Consider the following 13,466-nt stretch of genomic DNA (forward strand, 5'->3'; position numbering starts at 1 on the left):
AGGGCTCAGGCGTGCAACAGGGCGCGCAGGGCGGCGCGTTCGGCCCGGTCGGCAGCGGCGGTGTGCAGGGTTGGCGCCGAGCCGACGAGCAGCCGCGTGTACGGGTGTTGAGGCGAGGCGATGACATCGCGGGCGGCGCCGACCTCGACCAGCTCGCCCCGGTACAGCACCGCGATACGGTCGGCGATCCCGGCGACGGAGCCGAGGTCGTGGGAGATGAAGACGAGGGCCACGCCTTCGGCGCGGAGTTCCTTGAGGATCTGCAGGATCTGGACCCGGTTGGCCGAGTCCAGCGCGCTGACCGGCTCGTCGAGGATGACCAGGCGCGGGTCGGTCACCAACGCCCTTGCCACGGCGACGCGTTGGCGCTGGCCGCCGGAGAGTTCGCCGGGCAGCCGGTCGAGCAACTCCTCGTCGAGGCGGACCCGGGAGAGGAAGGCCCGTATCCGGGTCGCCGCCTCCTCGCGGGACACGCCCTGGAGCAGCAGGGGTTCGGCCAGCGAGGCCTCGATGGTGAGATCCGGGTCGAGACTGCGCAGCGGGTCCTGGAAGACGTACTGGATCACGCCCTTGCGGCGCAGGGCACGCCACTGGCGTGGACTGTACGAGCCGACGTCCTCGCCGTCGACCACGATCGACCCGGCCGAGGCGCGGACCAGCCCGAGCACGGCCCGCGCGAGCGTCGACTTGCCCGAGCCCGTCTCCCCGATGATCCCGACCGTCTCACCCGGCGCGACGCTCAGGGAGACCCCGCCGAGGGCGCTGCGACGCCGGCGGCGCAGCCCGTAGTGCACCTCCAGACCGTCGACCTGGAGGACGGGTTCTGCGGACGGCACTGCTGAAACCGGATCTGCGGACGGCGTTGTCGCAACCGGCTCGACGGGCGCGGCTGTCGATTCGGTGCTCACGCGTCCTCCTGGGAATCGGGCGTGGGGGCGAGCTGGGGAGCCAGGAACTTGTCCAGCCCGTACTGTTCGTGCTCGGCGATAAGGAGCCGGGTGTATTCGTGCTGCGGATCGTGCAACACCTGCCTGGTCGGCCCCTGTTCGACCACCTCGCCCTGCCGCAGCACGAGAACCTCGTCGCAGAGCTGGGCGACGACGGCCAGGTCGTGCGAGACCACGACGAGAGCGAGCCCGGTCTCCTCGCGCAGGTCGGCCAGGAGGTCGAGGATCTCGGCCTGGACGGTGACGTCGAGCGCGGTCGTGGCCTCGTCGGCGATGAGGATCCGGGGTCCGGCGGCGATCGCGGCGGCGATGAGCACCCGCTGGAGCATGCCGCCGGACAGCTCGAAGCTGTACTGGCTGTAGACCAGTTCCGGGTCCCGCAGATGCACGGCACGCAGCAGCGCGATCGCCTGTCGACGCGCCTCGCCCCGCTTGACCCCCTTCTTGACCCGGATGACCTCGGCGACCTGCGCGCCCACCCGGATCGACGGGTTGAGATAGGACGCCGGGTCCTGGAAGACGGCGCTGATGGTGGCGCCCCGCAGGGCCGTCCACTCGGCGGAGGACAGGCCCGCGATGTCACGCCCGTCGATCTCGATCGAACCGGCGCTGACCTCGAAGTGGGCGGGCAGGATGCCCAGCGCGGCCCGGCAGGTCAGCGTCTTCCCGCTGCCGGACTCGCCGACGATGCCGACGGCCCGCCCGGGAGTGAGCACGAAGCTCACGCCGTGCACGATCTCCCGGTCGCCCGCCCGGTCGCTGATGCGGACGTCCCGCACCGACAGCACCGGCGCCGGATCGGCCGCGACCGAGGTGTCCTCGGCCCGTTCTGCTTCTGCCTCGACGTCTACTACATGGAGCTTCTCGGACAGCGTGGTCATCACGCACCTCCGGCGGGAGCGGGTTCGGCCTTGTCGAGCCGGTTGGCGCGGGCCTTGCGGTTGTTGACCAGCGCGCGGCCCGCCTCGCCCGAGACGTCACGGATCGCGTCGGCGAGGAGGTTGCAGGCCCAGACGGTGATCATGATCAGGACGGCGGGGGCGAGCGGTGCCCACGGCCGGCGGCTGAGATAGGCCAGATCGGAGGCGAGCAGACCGCCCCAGGTGGGCGCGGGCGGCTGGACGCCGATCCCGAGGAACGTGAGGCTCGACACGATCACGAACCCCACGCCGATGGTCTGGGCGAGCGCCACCGCGATGGGCGGCAGCACCTTCAGCCAGACATGCCGGCGTACGACCCACCCCACGGAGGCACCGGCGATGACCGCCGCCTCCACGTACTGCGAGCGGGCCACGGACAGGGTGGCGGCGCGCGACACCCGGTAGAACAGTGGGGACACCAGCACCCCGGTGACCAGCATCGCCTGGCTGATGCCGTTGCCGAGCAGCGCGATGACCGCGACGGCGAACAGCAGGAACGGCAGCGCGACCAGGGTGTCGGCCAGGCGCAGGGTGATCCACTCGAAGGCCCGGCCGAGATACACCGACAGGATGCCGGGGACCGCACCGACCACCAGGGCCGTCAACGCGACCTCCAGCGAACCGAGCACGCTGATCCGGGAGCCGTCGAGGAGCCGGCTCAGCACGTCCCGGCCGAGGTAGTCCGTCCCCAGCCAGTGCGCGCCGGAGGTGCCCGTGAGGGTGTCGGCGCTGGTCGCCAGCGGATTCTGCGGAGCGAGCACCGGACCGAGTACGGCGAGGAACGCGACCAGGACGAGGACGACCACGGCGATCCGGCCGGACGGCAGGGCGAGTACACGACGCACCATGGTTCACACTCCCCGCTGCGATGCGGGCGTCACACGCGCCAGCACCAGGTTGACGACCAGGTTGAACACGACGACCAGCACGATCGACACGACCAGCACGCCCTGCACCGCCGGCACGTCACCGGCCTGCGCGGAGTCGTTCGCGAACCGCCCGAACCCCTGGAGCCCGAAGATCCATTCGGTGACGACGGAGGCACCGACGAGCGAGGGGAACTTCAGCCCGAGGGTGGCGAGCGCGGGCCCGAGACCGTTGCGCAGCACATGGCGGAAGAAGATCCGCCGTGGGCTCAACCCCCGTACCACCGCGCCCGTCACATAGTTCTCCGAGTAGGCCGCGACGAGGCTGGAGCGCAGCTGGCGTGCCACGTCGGCGACGACGTCGAAGCTCAGCGCGATGGCCGGCAGGGTGATGTGGGCGAGCCAGGGGCCGAAGCCCTGCTCCGCCGGGATGTACCCGGCGGAGGGGAACAGCCCCAGCCCGACCGCGAAGACCGCGACCAGCACGATGCCGACGACGAAGGCCGGCATTACCGAGATCGCCGTGACGAAGCCGGTGACCGCGCGGTCGATCCAGGTGGTGCGGCGCAACGCGGCGAGCGTGCCGAGGCCGAAGCCCGCGACCACGCCGATGAGCAGCGCGAAGGTCGCCACCGACAGGCTCACCCCGAGGCCGAGGCCGATCAGGGTGGAGATGTCGGCGCCGTTGGTCCAGCTCGTGCCGAGCTGTCCGTGCAGGACGCCGTTGAACCAGTCCCCGTACTGGACCAGGAAGGGCCGGTTGAGGCCCCACTGCTCCTCGATGCGGGCGATCGCCTCGGGTGTCGCGTCCTCGCCCAGCTGGATCCGCGCCGGGCTGAGCCCGCTGAGCGCCCGCAGCGCGAACGTCACGAACGTCGCGACCAGGAAGACGGGCACGAAGATCGCGATCGACCGGGCGAGGGTGACCAGGACGCGGCCCACTGTGTGCCGCGCCCTGGCCGCGGCGACCGTGCGACGGACGTCGGGTACGGCCGGAGCCTCCGTCGTCGTCATGGGTTGCCCCCTCTCAGTGATGAACTGGCGGTGGTGGATGTGCACTTGGGCGTACGACGGGTCAGCTGCCGTCGATGGTCACGCCGGTCCAGTCGATGTGGGCCGGGTTCTTGGGCAGGTCGGAGATGGACTTGCTCTTGGCGATGAGGTTGGGCGAGGAGTACGTGAACACCAGCGCCTTGCTCTCCAGTCCGGCCCGGGTCGCTGCCTGAAGGGTCTTGGCGTAGTCCGGCGAGTCCAACGGGGTCTGGCGGACCTTGGCGATGGCCGCCTCGAAACCGGCCGGCTCGTACGGCGAGCTGAGGTTGAGCGGGCCGTTCGGGCCGAAGTGCGCGGTGAGGGTCTGCGCGGCGGAGTCCCGGCCGGTGGTGCCGTACAGGGAGAAGACCAGGCTCTTGGCGAAGAACGGCGTCGCCCAGTTCTTGTCGATCTTGATGGTGACGGTGATGCCGACCTTCGCCAGCTGCGACTGGACGATCTCCGCCTGCGGGTCCTCCGCCGGGATGACCAGGTTCAGCTTGATGTCACCGGACTTGAAGCCGGCCTCGGCGAGGAGCTTCTTCGACTTCGCCGGGTCGTAGGCGTAGTTGTTCTCCGACTCCGGGTCGTAGGCCACATATCCCTTGGGGAAGGGCTGGTTGGTCACCGAGCCGTAGCCGAAGGTCAGCTTGTCGACGAACTCCTGACGGTCGATCGCGTAGCGGACCGCGTCGACCACCTTGTCGTTGTTGAACGGCGCCTTGTTGACGTTCAGGCTGAGGTTGGCGGCGTTGAAGCCGGGCTGGACGAAGACGTCGAGGCCGGCCTTCTTGGCGGCGTCGGCCTGACCGGGCGCGATGTCGGCGAAGTTGTAGACGCCGGTCTGGAGTCCGGAGACGACCGTGGAGGCGTCGGGGGCCGAGGTCAGCTCGACGTTGTCGATGTGGATGTTCTTGGCGTCCCAGTAGTCCGGGTTCTTCTTCAGGACGGCCTTGGTGCCGGGCACGAGCTGCGTGACGACGAACGGGCCCGCGCCGACCGGGTTCTGGTCCAGCTTCTCCGGCGACTCGGCCGCCTTCGGGCTGGCGATCTGGAGCACGCGCTCACCGAGCAACTGGGGGATCTGGTAGTCGACTTGGCTGAGGTGGAGCACCGCGTCCAGGCCGTTGGCGTCCACCGACTTGATGGAGGTGAGGTCGCCGAAGAGCGCCGAGTTCTTCTGCTTCTGCGCCCGCTCGATGGCGGCCTTCACGGCAGCAGCGTCGACCGGCTCGCCGTCGCTGAACTTCAGCCCGGACCGCAGGTGGAAGGTGATCTGGTCGCCCTTGGCGTTGTACTCCCAGCTCTTCGCCAGGTCCGGGACAGCCTTGCCCTCCTCGTCCGTACGGGTCAACGAGGCGTAGACCAGAGCGAGTTCACGGAACTGCGCGCCACTGCCGCTGACTACCGGGTCCCAGTGGGTGGGGAAGTAGGAGGAGGTCCACTTCAGCCCGCCACCGGCGCTCGCGGCGGCGGTGTCTCCGCCGCAGGCGGCGAGAGCGGGAACGAGCAGGGTGGCGAGGGCGGTTCCCAGGGCGGCGGCACGCAGCCGGCCGGGGCGACGGGCCGGTCTCGGGAGGCGGGGCGTGGGCGTGAGTCGTCCGGACATCTCAGTTCTTTCTTCGAGGGTCCCGGCCCGTGGCAGGGCAGGGCTACGGGCTCGGGCACAGGGACGGATCCCGCCGCGTGGCACGTCGGCGCATGACCGGTCGGACATACGCCGGTGCGCTGCGGTGCGCACAGGGGCATGCCGGACTCGGGGCAAGAGGCGTCGGCGGGTTCGCGGAGGAGAGCCGGGAAGCGTGAGGAAGAGACGCGACGAGGCGCGAGGAGAAGGGCGCGAGATGACGGGCGCTGTGCGGTGGCGCGGCGGGAGGCCGGTGCCGGCGGGAGCGGTCAGGCGCCTGTGGGCCGTGGGCGGCTGTCGGTCAGCGACAGAGAGCGCTGGAAGTGCGCCGCAGGTCCACGTAGCGGCACACCACACCGGGGTGCGTCGTAAGCATGGGCACATCCTGGGGCCGGTCGTGAGCGGCTGTCAATGGACACCTTTTGGTGTCTCATTGGGCGGGACGGCGGCGCCGCACCCCGTGACCGCTGATCAGAGGCCTGTCAGGGCGCGGCGGGAGTACCGCGCCGGGTCGCCGGGTGTGTCACGGCCTCCTCGGGATGCAGCCACAGAGGCCCGTTCCCGGTCTCGACGCGCACGGCCTCCGAGGGCGGCCACGGACCGCGCGTCAGCAGCTCGCGCTCCGGTTCGGTGAGACTCCGGTACCGCGCGAGCGCCGCCGCCGGATCGAGCGGCGCCACCGGCGCGACCGAGACCCCGGGCGCCAACTCGCCGACGGCGCGGGCGTATTCGCCGTACGACCGCCAACCGGGCACCGCACGCACCCCGCCCGCCGAACGCACCAGCACCGTCGGCAACGCGTACCGGTGCCCGCCGTCGGGGGTCTCCTTGGCGGCGCCGGGATGCGGCGACCCGGCACGCACGGAAAGCACCTCGGCGACCGGCCTACGCGCCTCGGCGTGATCGGCGCGCACCCGATCGCGTACCGCGTCCGACGCGGCGTCGACCGCCAGCCGCGCCAGGTCGAGCCCCGGCACACCGCGTACGGCGGACAGCGCGAGGTCGGCCGTATCGGCGGGCTCGCCGACGACGAAGACGGTCTCCCGCAGCCGCCGCAGCACCCGGTCGGCCACGTCGTCCCCCTGAGCCTCGGCGGCCTTGGCGACGAGCGAGGACGGCCATGAACTCGCTGCCACGCGGCGGAGGTTGGCCGCTCGCGGCGCGTGCGTGTGGCCGCTGATGTCCTCGACGTAGCGGGCGTACCAGGCCGTCTCGGCGGCCGGATCGGGTGCCGGGTCGTCGTCGTGGTCGTCGAACAGGACGCAGTACACGCGACGCCAGCGCACCCGGCCGGCCAGCGCGGCCCGCAGCCCGCGCAGCACGGGCTCGGCGCCCCAGGACCACGGACACAGCGGGTCGGTGTACTCGACCACCTCCACCTCGTCCGCCGACACCTCGTCCGGTACGGCCGTCACGCCGCTCCCTTCCGGCTCAACCGCCCGGCCACTCCGTCCGGCAGCAGCGCGGTCAGCGTCGTACCGCCGAGGATCGCGGCGGCCTCCGCCTCGATACGACGCCACACCTCGGGCAGGCCGGTGGCGGGACCGGGATAGTCCAGTCCGGACAGTGACTCGCCCCGCAGGGTGATCAGTTCACCGTCCACGGCACGCGCCACGTCCAGCAGCGTGATCTCGTCTGCGGGGCGGCCGAGCCAGTAGCCGCCCTCGCAGCCGCGCTGGCTGCGCACCAGACCGGCCTTCCGCAGTTCGCCGACCACGGACTTCAGAAAACGGAACGGAACCTGCTGCGAGGAGGCGATGGCCTCGCACGTGAGGGGGCGGGCAGGATCGCGGGCGAGCTCCAGAAGGGCCCGCGTGGCGTAGTCCGCCTTCGCGGAGATATGCATGCGCACATAATGCCCGACGCGCGGCCCGAGGCGAGGCTCTCGGCGGCTCCCGCTCGAACATTGCGGCAACATTGCCGCAGGTGAACCGCAATGGACACCTCTTGACATCCTTTTCGGGGCGGCTCTAGCGTCCGACCCATGAGCGAGCCGTTGACGACCCCCGGCGAGGGTTTCCACCCGCATCTCCACGACACCGCGACACCGCCGGGAACCCCCTTGCGCACCCGGCTGCACCACATCCGCGCCGACGCGCTCGACGGCGACACCGCCCAGACCGGAGGCATGCGCCGCTTCGCCGCCGTCAGCGGCCGGACGGTCGGCTCGGAGAAGCTGTGGATGGGCCAGACCCACGTCGCCCCCGCCACCTCCTCCTCCGACCACCACCACGGCGAGTCCGAGACCGCCATCTACATCGTCAGCGGCCACCCCGAGTTCGTCTTCGTCGACGACTCGGGCCCGCGGCCGGAGGAGATCCGGCTGCGCACCTCCCCGGGCGACTACATCTTCGTCCCGCCGTTCGTCCCGCACCGCGAGGAGAACCCGGACCCGGCGGCGGAGGCGGTCGTCGTGATCGCCCGCAGCACCCAGGAGGCGATCGTGGTCAACCTGCCACAGCTGTACGCCCTTCCGGCCGCGGAAGCCTGACCCGCACGCACACCGACCGGTCCGCTCGCGGGCCGATTCACGGGCTGGTTCACGGGCCGATATGGACGTACGGCGCCCACACGGCCGGTGAAGGGCGGTTCACGGCGCTCCTGAGCCGGCGCACCGCCGCGTGCAGCAGTTCCGCCGTGCCCGAGGTGCCGTCCCCGGCGGCCAGCGCCTCGTACACGTCCTTCGTGACCTGGGGTGCCACCGCGTCGTAGATGGGCCACAGGGTGGCGACGACGTGCCGGAAGCCGGCCAGCCGCAGCGAGGAGGCGAGATGGATCGCCTCGTCGGGCAGGGCCGCCCCGCCGGCCGCCGTCCGGCACGCGGAGAGGTACGCCAACTCGGCGCGGGCGGGCCGCAGTCGGGCCAGATCCAGCACCGTCAGCGGTTCGTCGGCCAACAGGAGGGCGTTGCGGGAGGGGTCGGCCAGGTCCTGGTGGCCGTGGCACGCGAAGTGCACCCACGAGTGACGGCCCAGTTCGTCGAGGACGCTGGTACGGGTGGCCCGGGGACCGGTGACGACGGTGGCGCGGGACCCGAACAGCCCCCGTAGCGCGTCCGTTTCGGGTTCCACCGCGAGACGGGGCGCCCCCGGTGTCTCGGGCACGGCCACGACGAGGACGCGTGGGTCCGGCGGTTCGGGCCGGGCGCGGGCGGTGATCAGGTCGCGGAGGGTGGGGGTGTAGGAGGAGACGACGTGGTCCAGGGCCGACTCGTCCGTCCCCGGGCGGAGCGCCGCGTGCAGCGGCAGGAACGCCAGCAGGCCGGTGGGGCACCACCACAGGCGCCGTACCGGGCCGACCGCCGCGAGCACCGGGCCGGTGACCGCAGTCCACAGCCACTCCAGCAGACCGGTGACCGTCAGATGGGCCCGCGTGACTGCCGCGAGGCCGACCGGCGGCGCGTCGAAGGTGTCGAAGACGTCGTTGAGGTGCTCCACCAGCCGCTCCGGGTCGAGACCGGGCAGCGGTACGACCCGCACCCGGCCGTCGCCGATCACCAGGGCGTCGCAGCGCAGCGCGCTCAGATTGACGACGACCACCGGCCCCTCGGCCGCCGCCACCGACAGTTCCGCGAACGAGCGGGGCTTCAGGAAGCCCTCGAAACCGGGCAACGACCGTACCTCGGCGACCAGTCGGTCCCACTGCCGGGCCGACGCGGTACGGTCGCCCGCGCCGGCCGGAGCGAGCCCGGCGAAGTCGTGGTCGAGCTGTACGTCGAGCGCGGCGCGGACCTCGGTGAGCCGGTCGACGAGGTCGGGGCGCACGGCGCGCAGGGCGGTGAGATCCTCCCGGGTGTCCAGGATCTGCGACCACAGGACGGACCTGCCCTGCTCCAGCAGTTCGACCGCCCGCTCGGGGCGGCCCACGGCGACGGCAGCGGCGGCGGCCACGGACGCGACGCCGGTCAGCTCGGTGAGCCTGCGCTCCTGGTCGGCGCGCGGAATGCCCCGCCAGGCCAGCAACGGCATGAGCAGCACGGCCTGTTCGAGGAAGACCAGCGCGGCCTCGGCGTCCCCCCGCTCCAGGGCGAGCGCACCCGCCTCGCGCGCGGCCTGGACCCGCACGGCGGCCGGGGAGACGGCCGACTCGGCGGCGGTGCCCAGGAGTCGCTCCGCGTCGGCCCGGTCCTGGGTGTCGCCCGTGTGCCGGGAGCGGGCGGCGAGGGCGCCCGCGAGGTTGATGAAGTGGGCGCTGCGGCGCGGGTCCGACTCCGGTGTCGCCTCGACGGCCGCCCTCGCGTGGGCCACGGCGCCGTCGAGGTCGGCGAGCGAGGCGGTGACTGCGCCGCGCCGGGCCAGCACGCCGCCGAACGCCGAGAGATAGCGGTGCCGCCGGGCATGACCGGCGGGCAGCGCGGCGAGCGCCTGTTCCATGGCGGCGGCCGACCTGTCGATGTCGTCGGCGGCGCCGGAGAGTTCGTACCGCACGACGAGGGCCTTGGCGAGGTTGATGAACACCATGGGCCGCTCGGCGGCGGCGGGCCCGGTGTCCGCCGCGCGGCCCAGGAAGCCGATGGCCTCGTCGAGATCGGGGGCGTGCCCGCTCCTGCGGTAGCGGTACTCGAGTGCGTTGCCCAGGTTGAGGAGGGCGCGGATCGCCTCGGTGCTGCCCGGCGCGGCCAGCGCGTGGGCCTCGTGGTAGGCGGTGATCGCCCGGTCGAGGTCGGTGCCCGAGCCGGTCAGGTCGTAGCGGATCAGCAGCGGCACACCGAGGTTGTTGAGGTCCCGGGCCGTCACCGGACCTGAGCCGACCGTACGGTCCGTCAGTTCCGACACCTCGATCGCCTCGTCGAGGTCGGCCGGATCGCCGGTGAGTTCGTAGCGCTGGAGCAGGATGTTGCCCAGCATGGTCCGCGCCTTGGCGGCGCCCGGCGTGCCCGGTACCGAGCGGGACGCCGCGTCCCGGACGGCGGCGACGGCCTCCCGCAGATCGTCCGGGGAGCCGGTGTGCTGGTAGCGCTCCAGCAGGGCGTCACCGAGGTTCGACTGGGACCGCTCCCGGTCGCCGTGCTCCGGCGGGGTGAGCGAGGCCGCCTCCCGCACCAGGGCCACGGCCTCGTCGAGCACCTCGGGGGCGCCCGCGTGCCGGTGCCACATGAGGAGGGCGGTGGCGAGGTTGCCCAGCCAGTCGGGCCGCCCCGGATCGTCGGGGGTTGTCACGGCGACGGCGCGGCGTGTCCAGCGGACCCCCGCTTCGAGGTCGGCGACGTCGCCCGTCCTGTCGTAGCGGTAGTAGTGACTGAGACCCAGCACGGACAGGGTCCGCGCCTCGACGGCGCCGCCGCTGCCGCCGGTGGGGCCGCCCGCCTCGTCGACGGCGCCGGTCAGCGCGTCGATGGCCTCGTCCAGATCGGTGACCGCGCCGGACACGTCGTACCTCTGGGACAGGGCGGAGCCGAGGTTCTCCAGACAGTACGCCCGCAACTCCGCGCCCGGCGGCACGAGTTGGACCGCGTGCCGGGCCGCCGCGACCGCCTCGTCGGCGGCGTCGGTGTCGCCGGTGAACCCGAGCCGCTGGTCCAGGAGCACACTGAGGAGGGTGTGCGGCAGGGCGCGCTGCGCGGGCAGTTCGGCGTCCGCGACGAGTACGGCCATCTCGCGCAGCGCCGTGATCGCCTCGGAGTTGTCCTCGACCGACAGCCGGGCGCCCGCGCGGGCGTGCAGCGTGCTGCCGAGCAGGAAGAGGGCGTACGCGCGCTCCAGGTCGGCCGCCGGATGGGCGGCCACGTCGAGGCGGGCGTGGTCGACGCGCTCGTCGATGTCCCGGTCCGCGGGCAGGTCCACGCTCAGCCGACGGGCGGTGAGACTCCGGGACAGCTCGGCGATGTGCCCGAAGTCGCCGCTGTCCGGGTCGAGTTCACGCAGCGCGGCGGTGGCCGCCCGGGCGAATGCGCTGCCTGCGGCGGAGGTGTCGTCCTCGACGGCCGCGGTGGCGAGCGCCTCGACGAGGAAGCTGTGCAGCGACCCCCGGAACTCGTCGCCGGGCACGCCGGAGCCGAGGGCCTCGTGGAGCAGCGCGAGGGCGTTCGCGAGATCGTCCGGGTCGCCCGTGCGGGCACCCCGCGTCGACACGTACCGGCCGAGCAGCCCCGTGGCCAACGGCCGCATCCGGTCGCCGTCCTGCATCAGGTCACGGGCGAAGCCCATCGCCGCCACGGCCCGGTCGTGCGACACGCCGGACGCGTCCGGCCCGTCGTCGAGATGGGCGAACCACCACACCTGGGCCAGGGTGAAGAAGAGGTGGATGTAGCCGTCACGCCACTCGCCGTCGTCGTCGAAGTCCAGGGTCGTCTCCTCGCCCGCGACAGCCCCGTCGACGAGAAGGAGTACGTCGCCCAGCGCCCCCGGCAGCGCGTCGGGAGCACGCTCGCGCAACCGGTCGCCCGCCCGTACGGCGGCGCCCAGTTCCTCGGGACCGAGGCCCGCGTGGAAGCGGTACCAGTGGTACTTCGTCAGCGCGGCCAGGGAGTCGTCGTCCTCGGCACCGGGCCCGCCGCGCAGCGCCTCGGCCGTGACGACCGCCTCCGGTGAGGTGAGCGCCTCGTCGTCGCCCGCCTCGTACGCCTCGATACGCGCCCACAGCGCGGCCGTCCGCTGCTTCCCCATCACAGGCCTCCCCCGCCCGGCGACACCCCGCACACCCCGCACTCAATGTACGGGGCTGGACGCGGACCGTGACGGCTTGATACCTCAAAGGGTCATGAGCGACGAGAAGTTCGACATCCTGCTCGACGCGTCGAGACCCGCCGAGCCCCTCCCGGACGGCATCCCGGTCCTGGACCTGCCGCCGGGCCACCGGGTCGACGACGCGGCGGACGCCCTGGAGTCCCTGTTCCTGACCGACCGCACCCTGGAGGACGTCGTCCTCTGCGTAGGCGGGCGGATCGTGGGGATCACCACCCGCGCCTACCTGACCGGCCTCGGCTCACCGGTACTGCGCTCGGTGGGAGACGGCGACGGGGCGACCCTGCCCGGCGAGTCGCTGCGGTACGAGATCCTGCGCTACCGCTGCCCCTCCTGCGACGTCCGCCTCAACCGCGTCCACGTCGACACCCGCTCCGCTCCACGGTGCCCGAACGGCCACGGCGACCTGGAACTCCAGCGGTGAGACTCGACACCGCCGTCCGGCCGGGCCTCGAAGGCGCCCGGTTCTTCCTGGTCGACCACCTGCCCACCTACGCGGCGGCGCTCTTCGTCCTGACCCTGGTCTGGGCCGGAGCGCCGGGCAGCGCCCCGGAGTTCGACCGCGCCTGGCGGACGGCCGCCGACCTGGGCACGGGCGAAGTCCTGCTGGTGGCCCTCGCCGTCACCCTGGGCGCGGCCCTCGGCCACCCCCTCCAACTCGCCGTCGTACGACTCCTCGAAGGCGGCTGGCCACGCTGGACCGCGCCCGCCGCCCGGGCCGCACGCGTACGCCAACTGCGGCGCAGGGCACGCCTCGCCGACCGCGCAGAACTGCCCGAGGACACCGGCGCCGAGTCCTCGAACGCCGAGATCCAGGCCGCCGGACTCGCCGGCACCCGGCTGCGCCGAGCCTTCCCGCCCGCGGAACTGATCCGCCCCACGGCGCTGGGCAACGTCCTGGCGGCCATGGAGTGGCAGGCCGGCGAGCCGTACGGGCTCGATGCCGTGGTCGCCTGGCCACGGCTGTACCCCGTACTCGGCGAGCCGACCCTGATCGTCGTGACCGACCGGCGCAACACGCTCGACGGGGCCGCCCGTCTGTCGGTCACGATGGCGGCCACCGCCGTCACCTCCGCCGCGCTGCTCCTCCCGGCCGCGGGCTGGTGGACGTGCCTGGCCCTGCTCCCGCTCGCCGTCGCCCGGGTCGCCTACGCCGGCGCGGTCCGTGCGGCCCTCGCCTACAGCGAGTGCGTCCGCACGGCCTTCGACCTGCACCGCTTCGACCTGCTGACGGCCCTGCACCTCCCGCTCCCGGCGGACCCGGAGGCGGAACGCGCCCTCAACCGCGAACTCTCCTCGGCCTGGCGCCAGGGCACCCCCACGACCAGCCACTACGACCACCCCGCCCCACAGGACCCCGCCTGAGGGACGGGAAACAGGCCAGACCGAAG

General features: G+C 72.5%; 11 protein-coding genes. 3 read left to right on the forward strand and 8 right to left on the reverse strand.

Annotated elements, in window-relative coordinates; all coding sequences use genetic code 11:
* Window positions 1-5: 5 nt before the first annotated feature.
* From CW359_RS08605 to CW359_RS08635, 7 genes are all read right to left on the reverse strand, one after another.
* The gene (locus CW359_RS08605) at window positions 6-836 is read right to left on the reverse strand and encodes an ABC transporter ATP-binding protein (RefSeq protein ID WP_105969172.1); all 831 of its coding nucleotides are present in this window, start codon (window positions 834-836) and stop codon (window positions 6-8) included.
* A 68-nt stretch (window positions 837-904) separates the two neighbouring features.
* Complete coding sequence (locus CW359_RS08610; RefSeq protein ID WP_105969173.1) at window positions 905-1,828, reverse strand: ABC transporter ATP-binding protein; 924 nt, start codon at window positions 1,826-1,828, stop codon at window positions 905-907.
* Window positions 1,828-2,715 (reverse strand): ABC transporter permease, encoded by an 888-nt coding sequence (locus tag CW359_RS08615; protein ID WP_105969174.1) that lies wholly within the window; start codon window positions 2,713-2,715, stop codon window positions 1,828-1,830. Before CW359_RS08615 ends, CW359_RS08610 begins: the two co-directional genes overlap by 1 nt.
* 3 nt (window positions 2,716-2,718) lie before the next feature.
* Window positions 2,719-3,747, reverse strand: coding sequence for an ABC transporter permease (locus CW359_RS08620; RefSeq protein ID WP_105969175.1), 1,029 nt, complete (start codon window positions 3,745-3,747; stop codon window positions 2,719-2,721).
* A 61-nt stretch (window positions 3,748-3,808) separates the two neighbouring features.
* Entirely contained in the window at window positions 3,809-5,374 is a 1,566-nt protein-coding gene (locus CW359_RS08625) for an ABC transporter substrate-binding protein (RefSeq protein WP_105969176.1), read from the reverse strand.
* A 500-nt stretch (window positions 5,375-5,874) separates the two neighbouring features.
* The gene (locus CW359_RS08630) at window positions 5,875-6,807 is read right to left on the reverse strand and encodes a DsbA family oxidoreductase (protein ID WP_105969177.1); all 933 of its coding nucleotides are present in this window, start codon (window positions 6,805-6,807) and stop codon (window positions 5,875-5,877) included.
* Window positions 6,804-7,238, reverse strand: coding sequence for an RrF2 family transcriptional regulator (locus CW359_RS08635; RefSeq protein WP_105969178.1), 435 nt, complete (start codon window positions 7,236-7,238; stop codon window positions 6,804-6,806). Before CW359_RS08635 ends, CW359_RS08630 begins: the two co-directional genes overlap by 4 nt.
* 138 nt (window positions 7,239-7,376) lie before the next feature.
* Here CW359_RS08635 and CW359_RS08640 point away from each other — a divergent pair, with 138 nt between their 5' ends.
* Window positions 7,377-7,883, forward strand: a complete 507-nt coding sequence (locus CW359_RS08640; RefSeq protein WP_105969179.1) for a cupin domain-containing protein — start codon at window positions 7,377-7,379, stop codon at window positions 7,881-7,883.
* 49 nt (window positions 7,884-7,932) lie between these two features.
* Here CW359_RS08640 and CW359_RS08645 read toward each other — a convergent pair whose 3' ends face one another.
* The gene (locus tag CW359_RS08645; protein WP_105969180.1) at window positions 7,933-11,997 is read right to left on the reverse strand and encodes a CHAT domain-containing protein; all 4,065 of its coding nucleotides are present in this window, start codon (window positions 11,995-11,997) and stop codon (window positions 7,933-7,935) included.
* A gap of 94 nt (window positions 11,998-12,091) precedes the next feature.
* Between CW359_RS08645 and CW359_RS08650 the strand changes: the two genes are divergently transcribed.
* Both CW359_RS08650 and CW359_RS08655 read left to right on the forward strand, forming a co-directional pair.
* A complete protein-coding gene (locus CW359_RS08650; RefSeq protein ID WP_105969181.1) occupies window positions 12,092-12,499 on the forward strand; it encodes a hypothetical protein in 408 nt (135 codons plus the stop codon).
* Window positions 12,496-13,440, forward strand: coding sequence for a hypothetical protein (locus CW359_RS08655; protein ID WP_105969182.1), 945 nt, complete (start codon window positions 12,496-12,498; stop codon window positions 13,438-13,440). Before CW359_RS08650 ends, CW359_RS08655 begins: the two co-directional genes overlap by 4 nt.
* Window positions 13,441-13,466: the final 26 nt, after the last annotated feature.

The organism is Streptomyces geranii, from assembly GCF_002954775.1.
Classification (GTDB): Bacteria; Actinomycetota; Actinomycetes; order Streptomycetales; family Streptomycetaceae; genus Streptomyces; species Streptomyces geranii.

Coding starts and splice junctions, on each gene's coding strand:
- CW359_RS08610 (WP_105969173.1), bottom strand. CDS start 1,828: ATGACCACGCTGTCCGAGAAGCTCCATGTAGTAGACGTCGAGGCAGAA.
- CW359_RS08615 (WP_105969174.1), bottom strand. CDS start 2,715: ATGGTGCGTCGTGTACTCGCCCTGCCGTCCGGCCGGATCGCCGTGGTC.
- CW359_RS08620 (WP_105969175.1), bottom strand. CDS start 3,747: ATGACGACGACGGAGGCTCCGGCCGTACCCGACGTCCGTCGCACGGTC.
- CW359_RS08625 (WP_105969176.1), bottom strand. CDS start 5,374: ATGTCCGGACGACTCACGCCCACGCCCCGCCTCCCGAGACCGGCCCGT.
- CW359_RS08635 (WP_105969178.1), bottom strand. CDS start 7,238: ATGCATATCTCCGCGAAGGCGGACTACGCCACGCGGGCCCTTCTGGAG.
- CW359_RS08640 (WP_105969179.1), top strand. CDS start 7,377: ATGAGCGAGCCGTTGACGACCCCCGGCGAGGGTTTCCACCCGCATCTC.
- CW359_RS08645 (WP_105969180.1), bottom strand. CDS start 11,997: ATGGGGAAGCAGCGGACGGCCGCGCTGTGGGCGCGTATCGAGGCGTAC.
- CW359_RS08650 (WP_105969181.1), top strand. CDS start 12,092: ATGAGCGACGAGAAGTTCGACATCCTGCTCGACGCGTCGAGACCCGCC.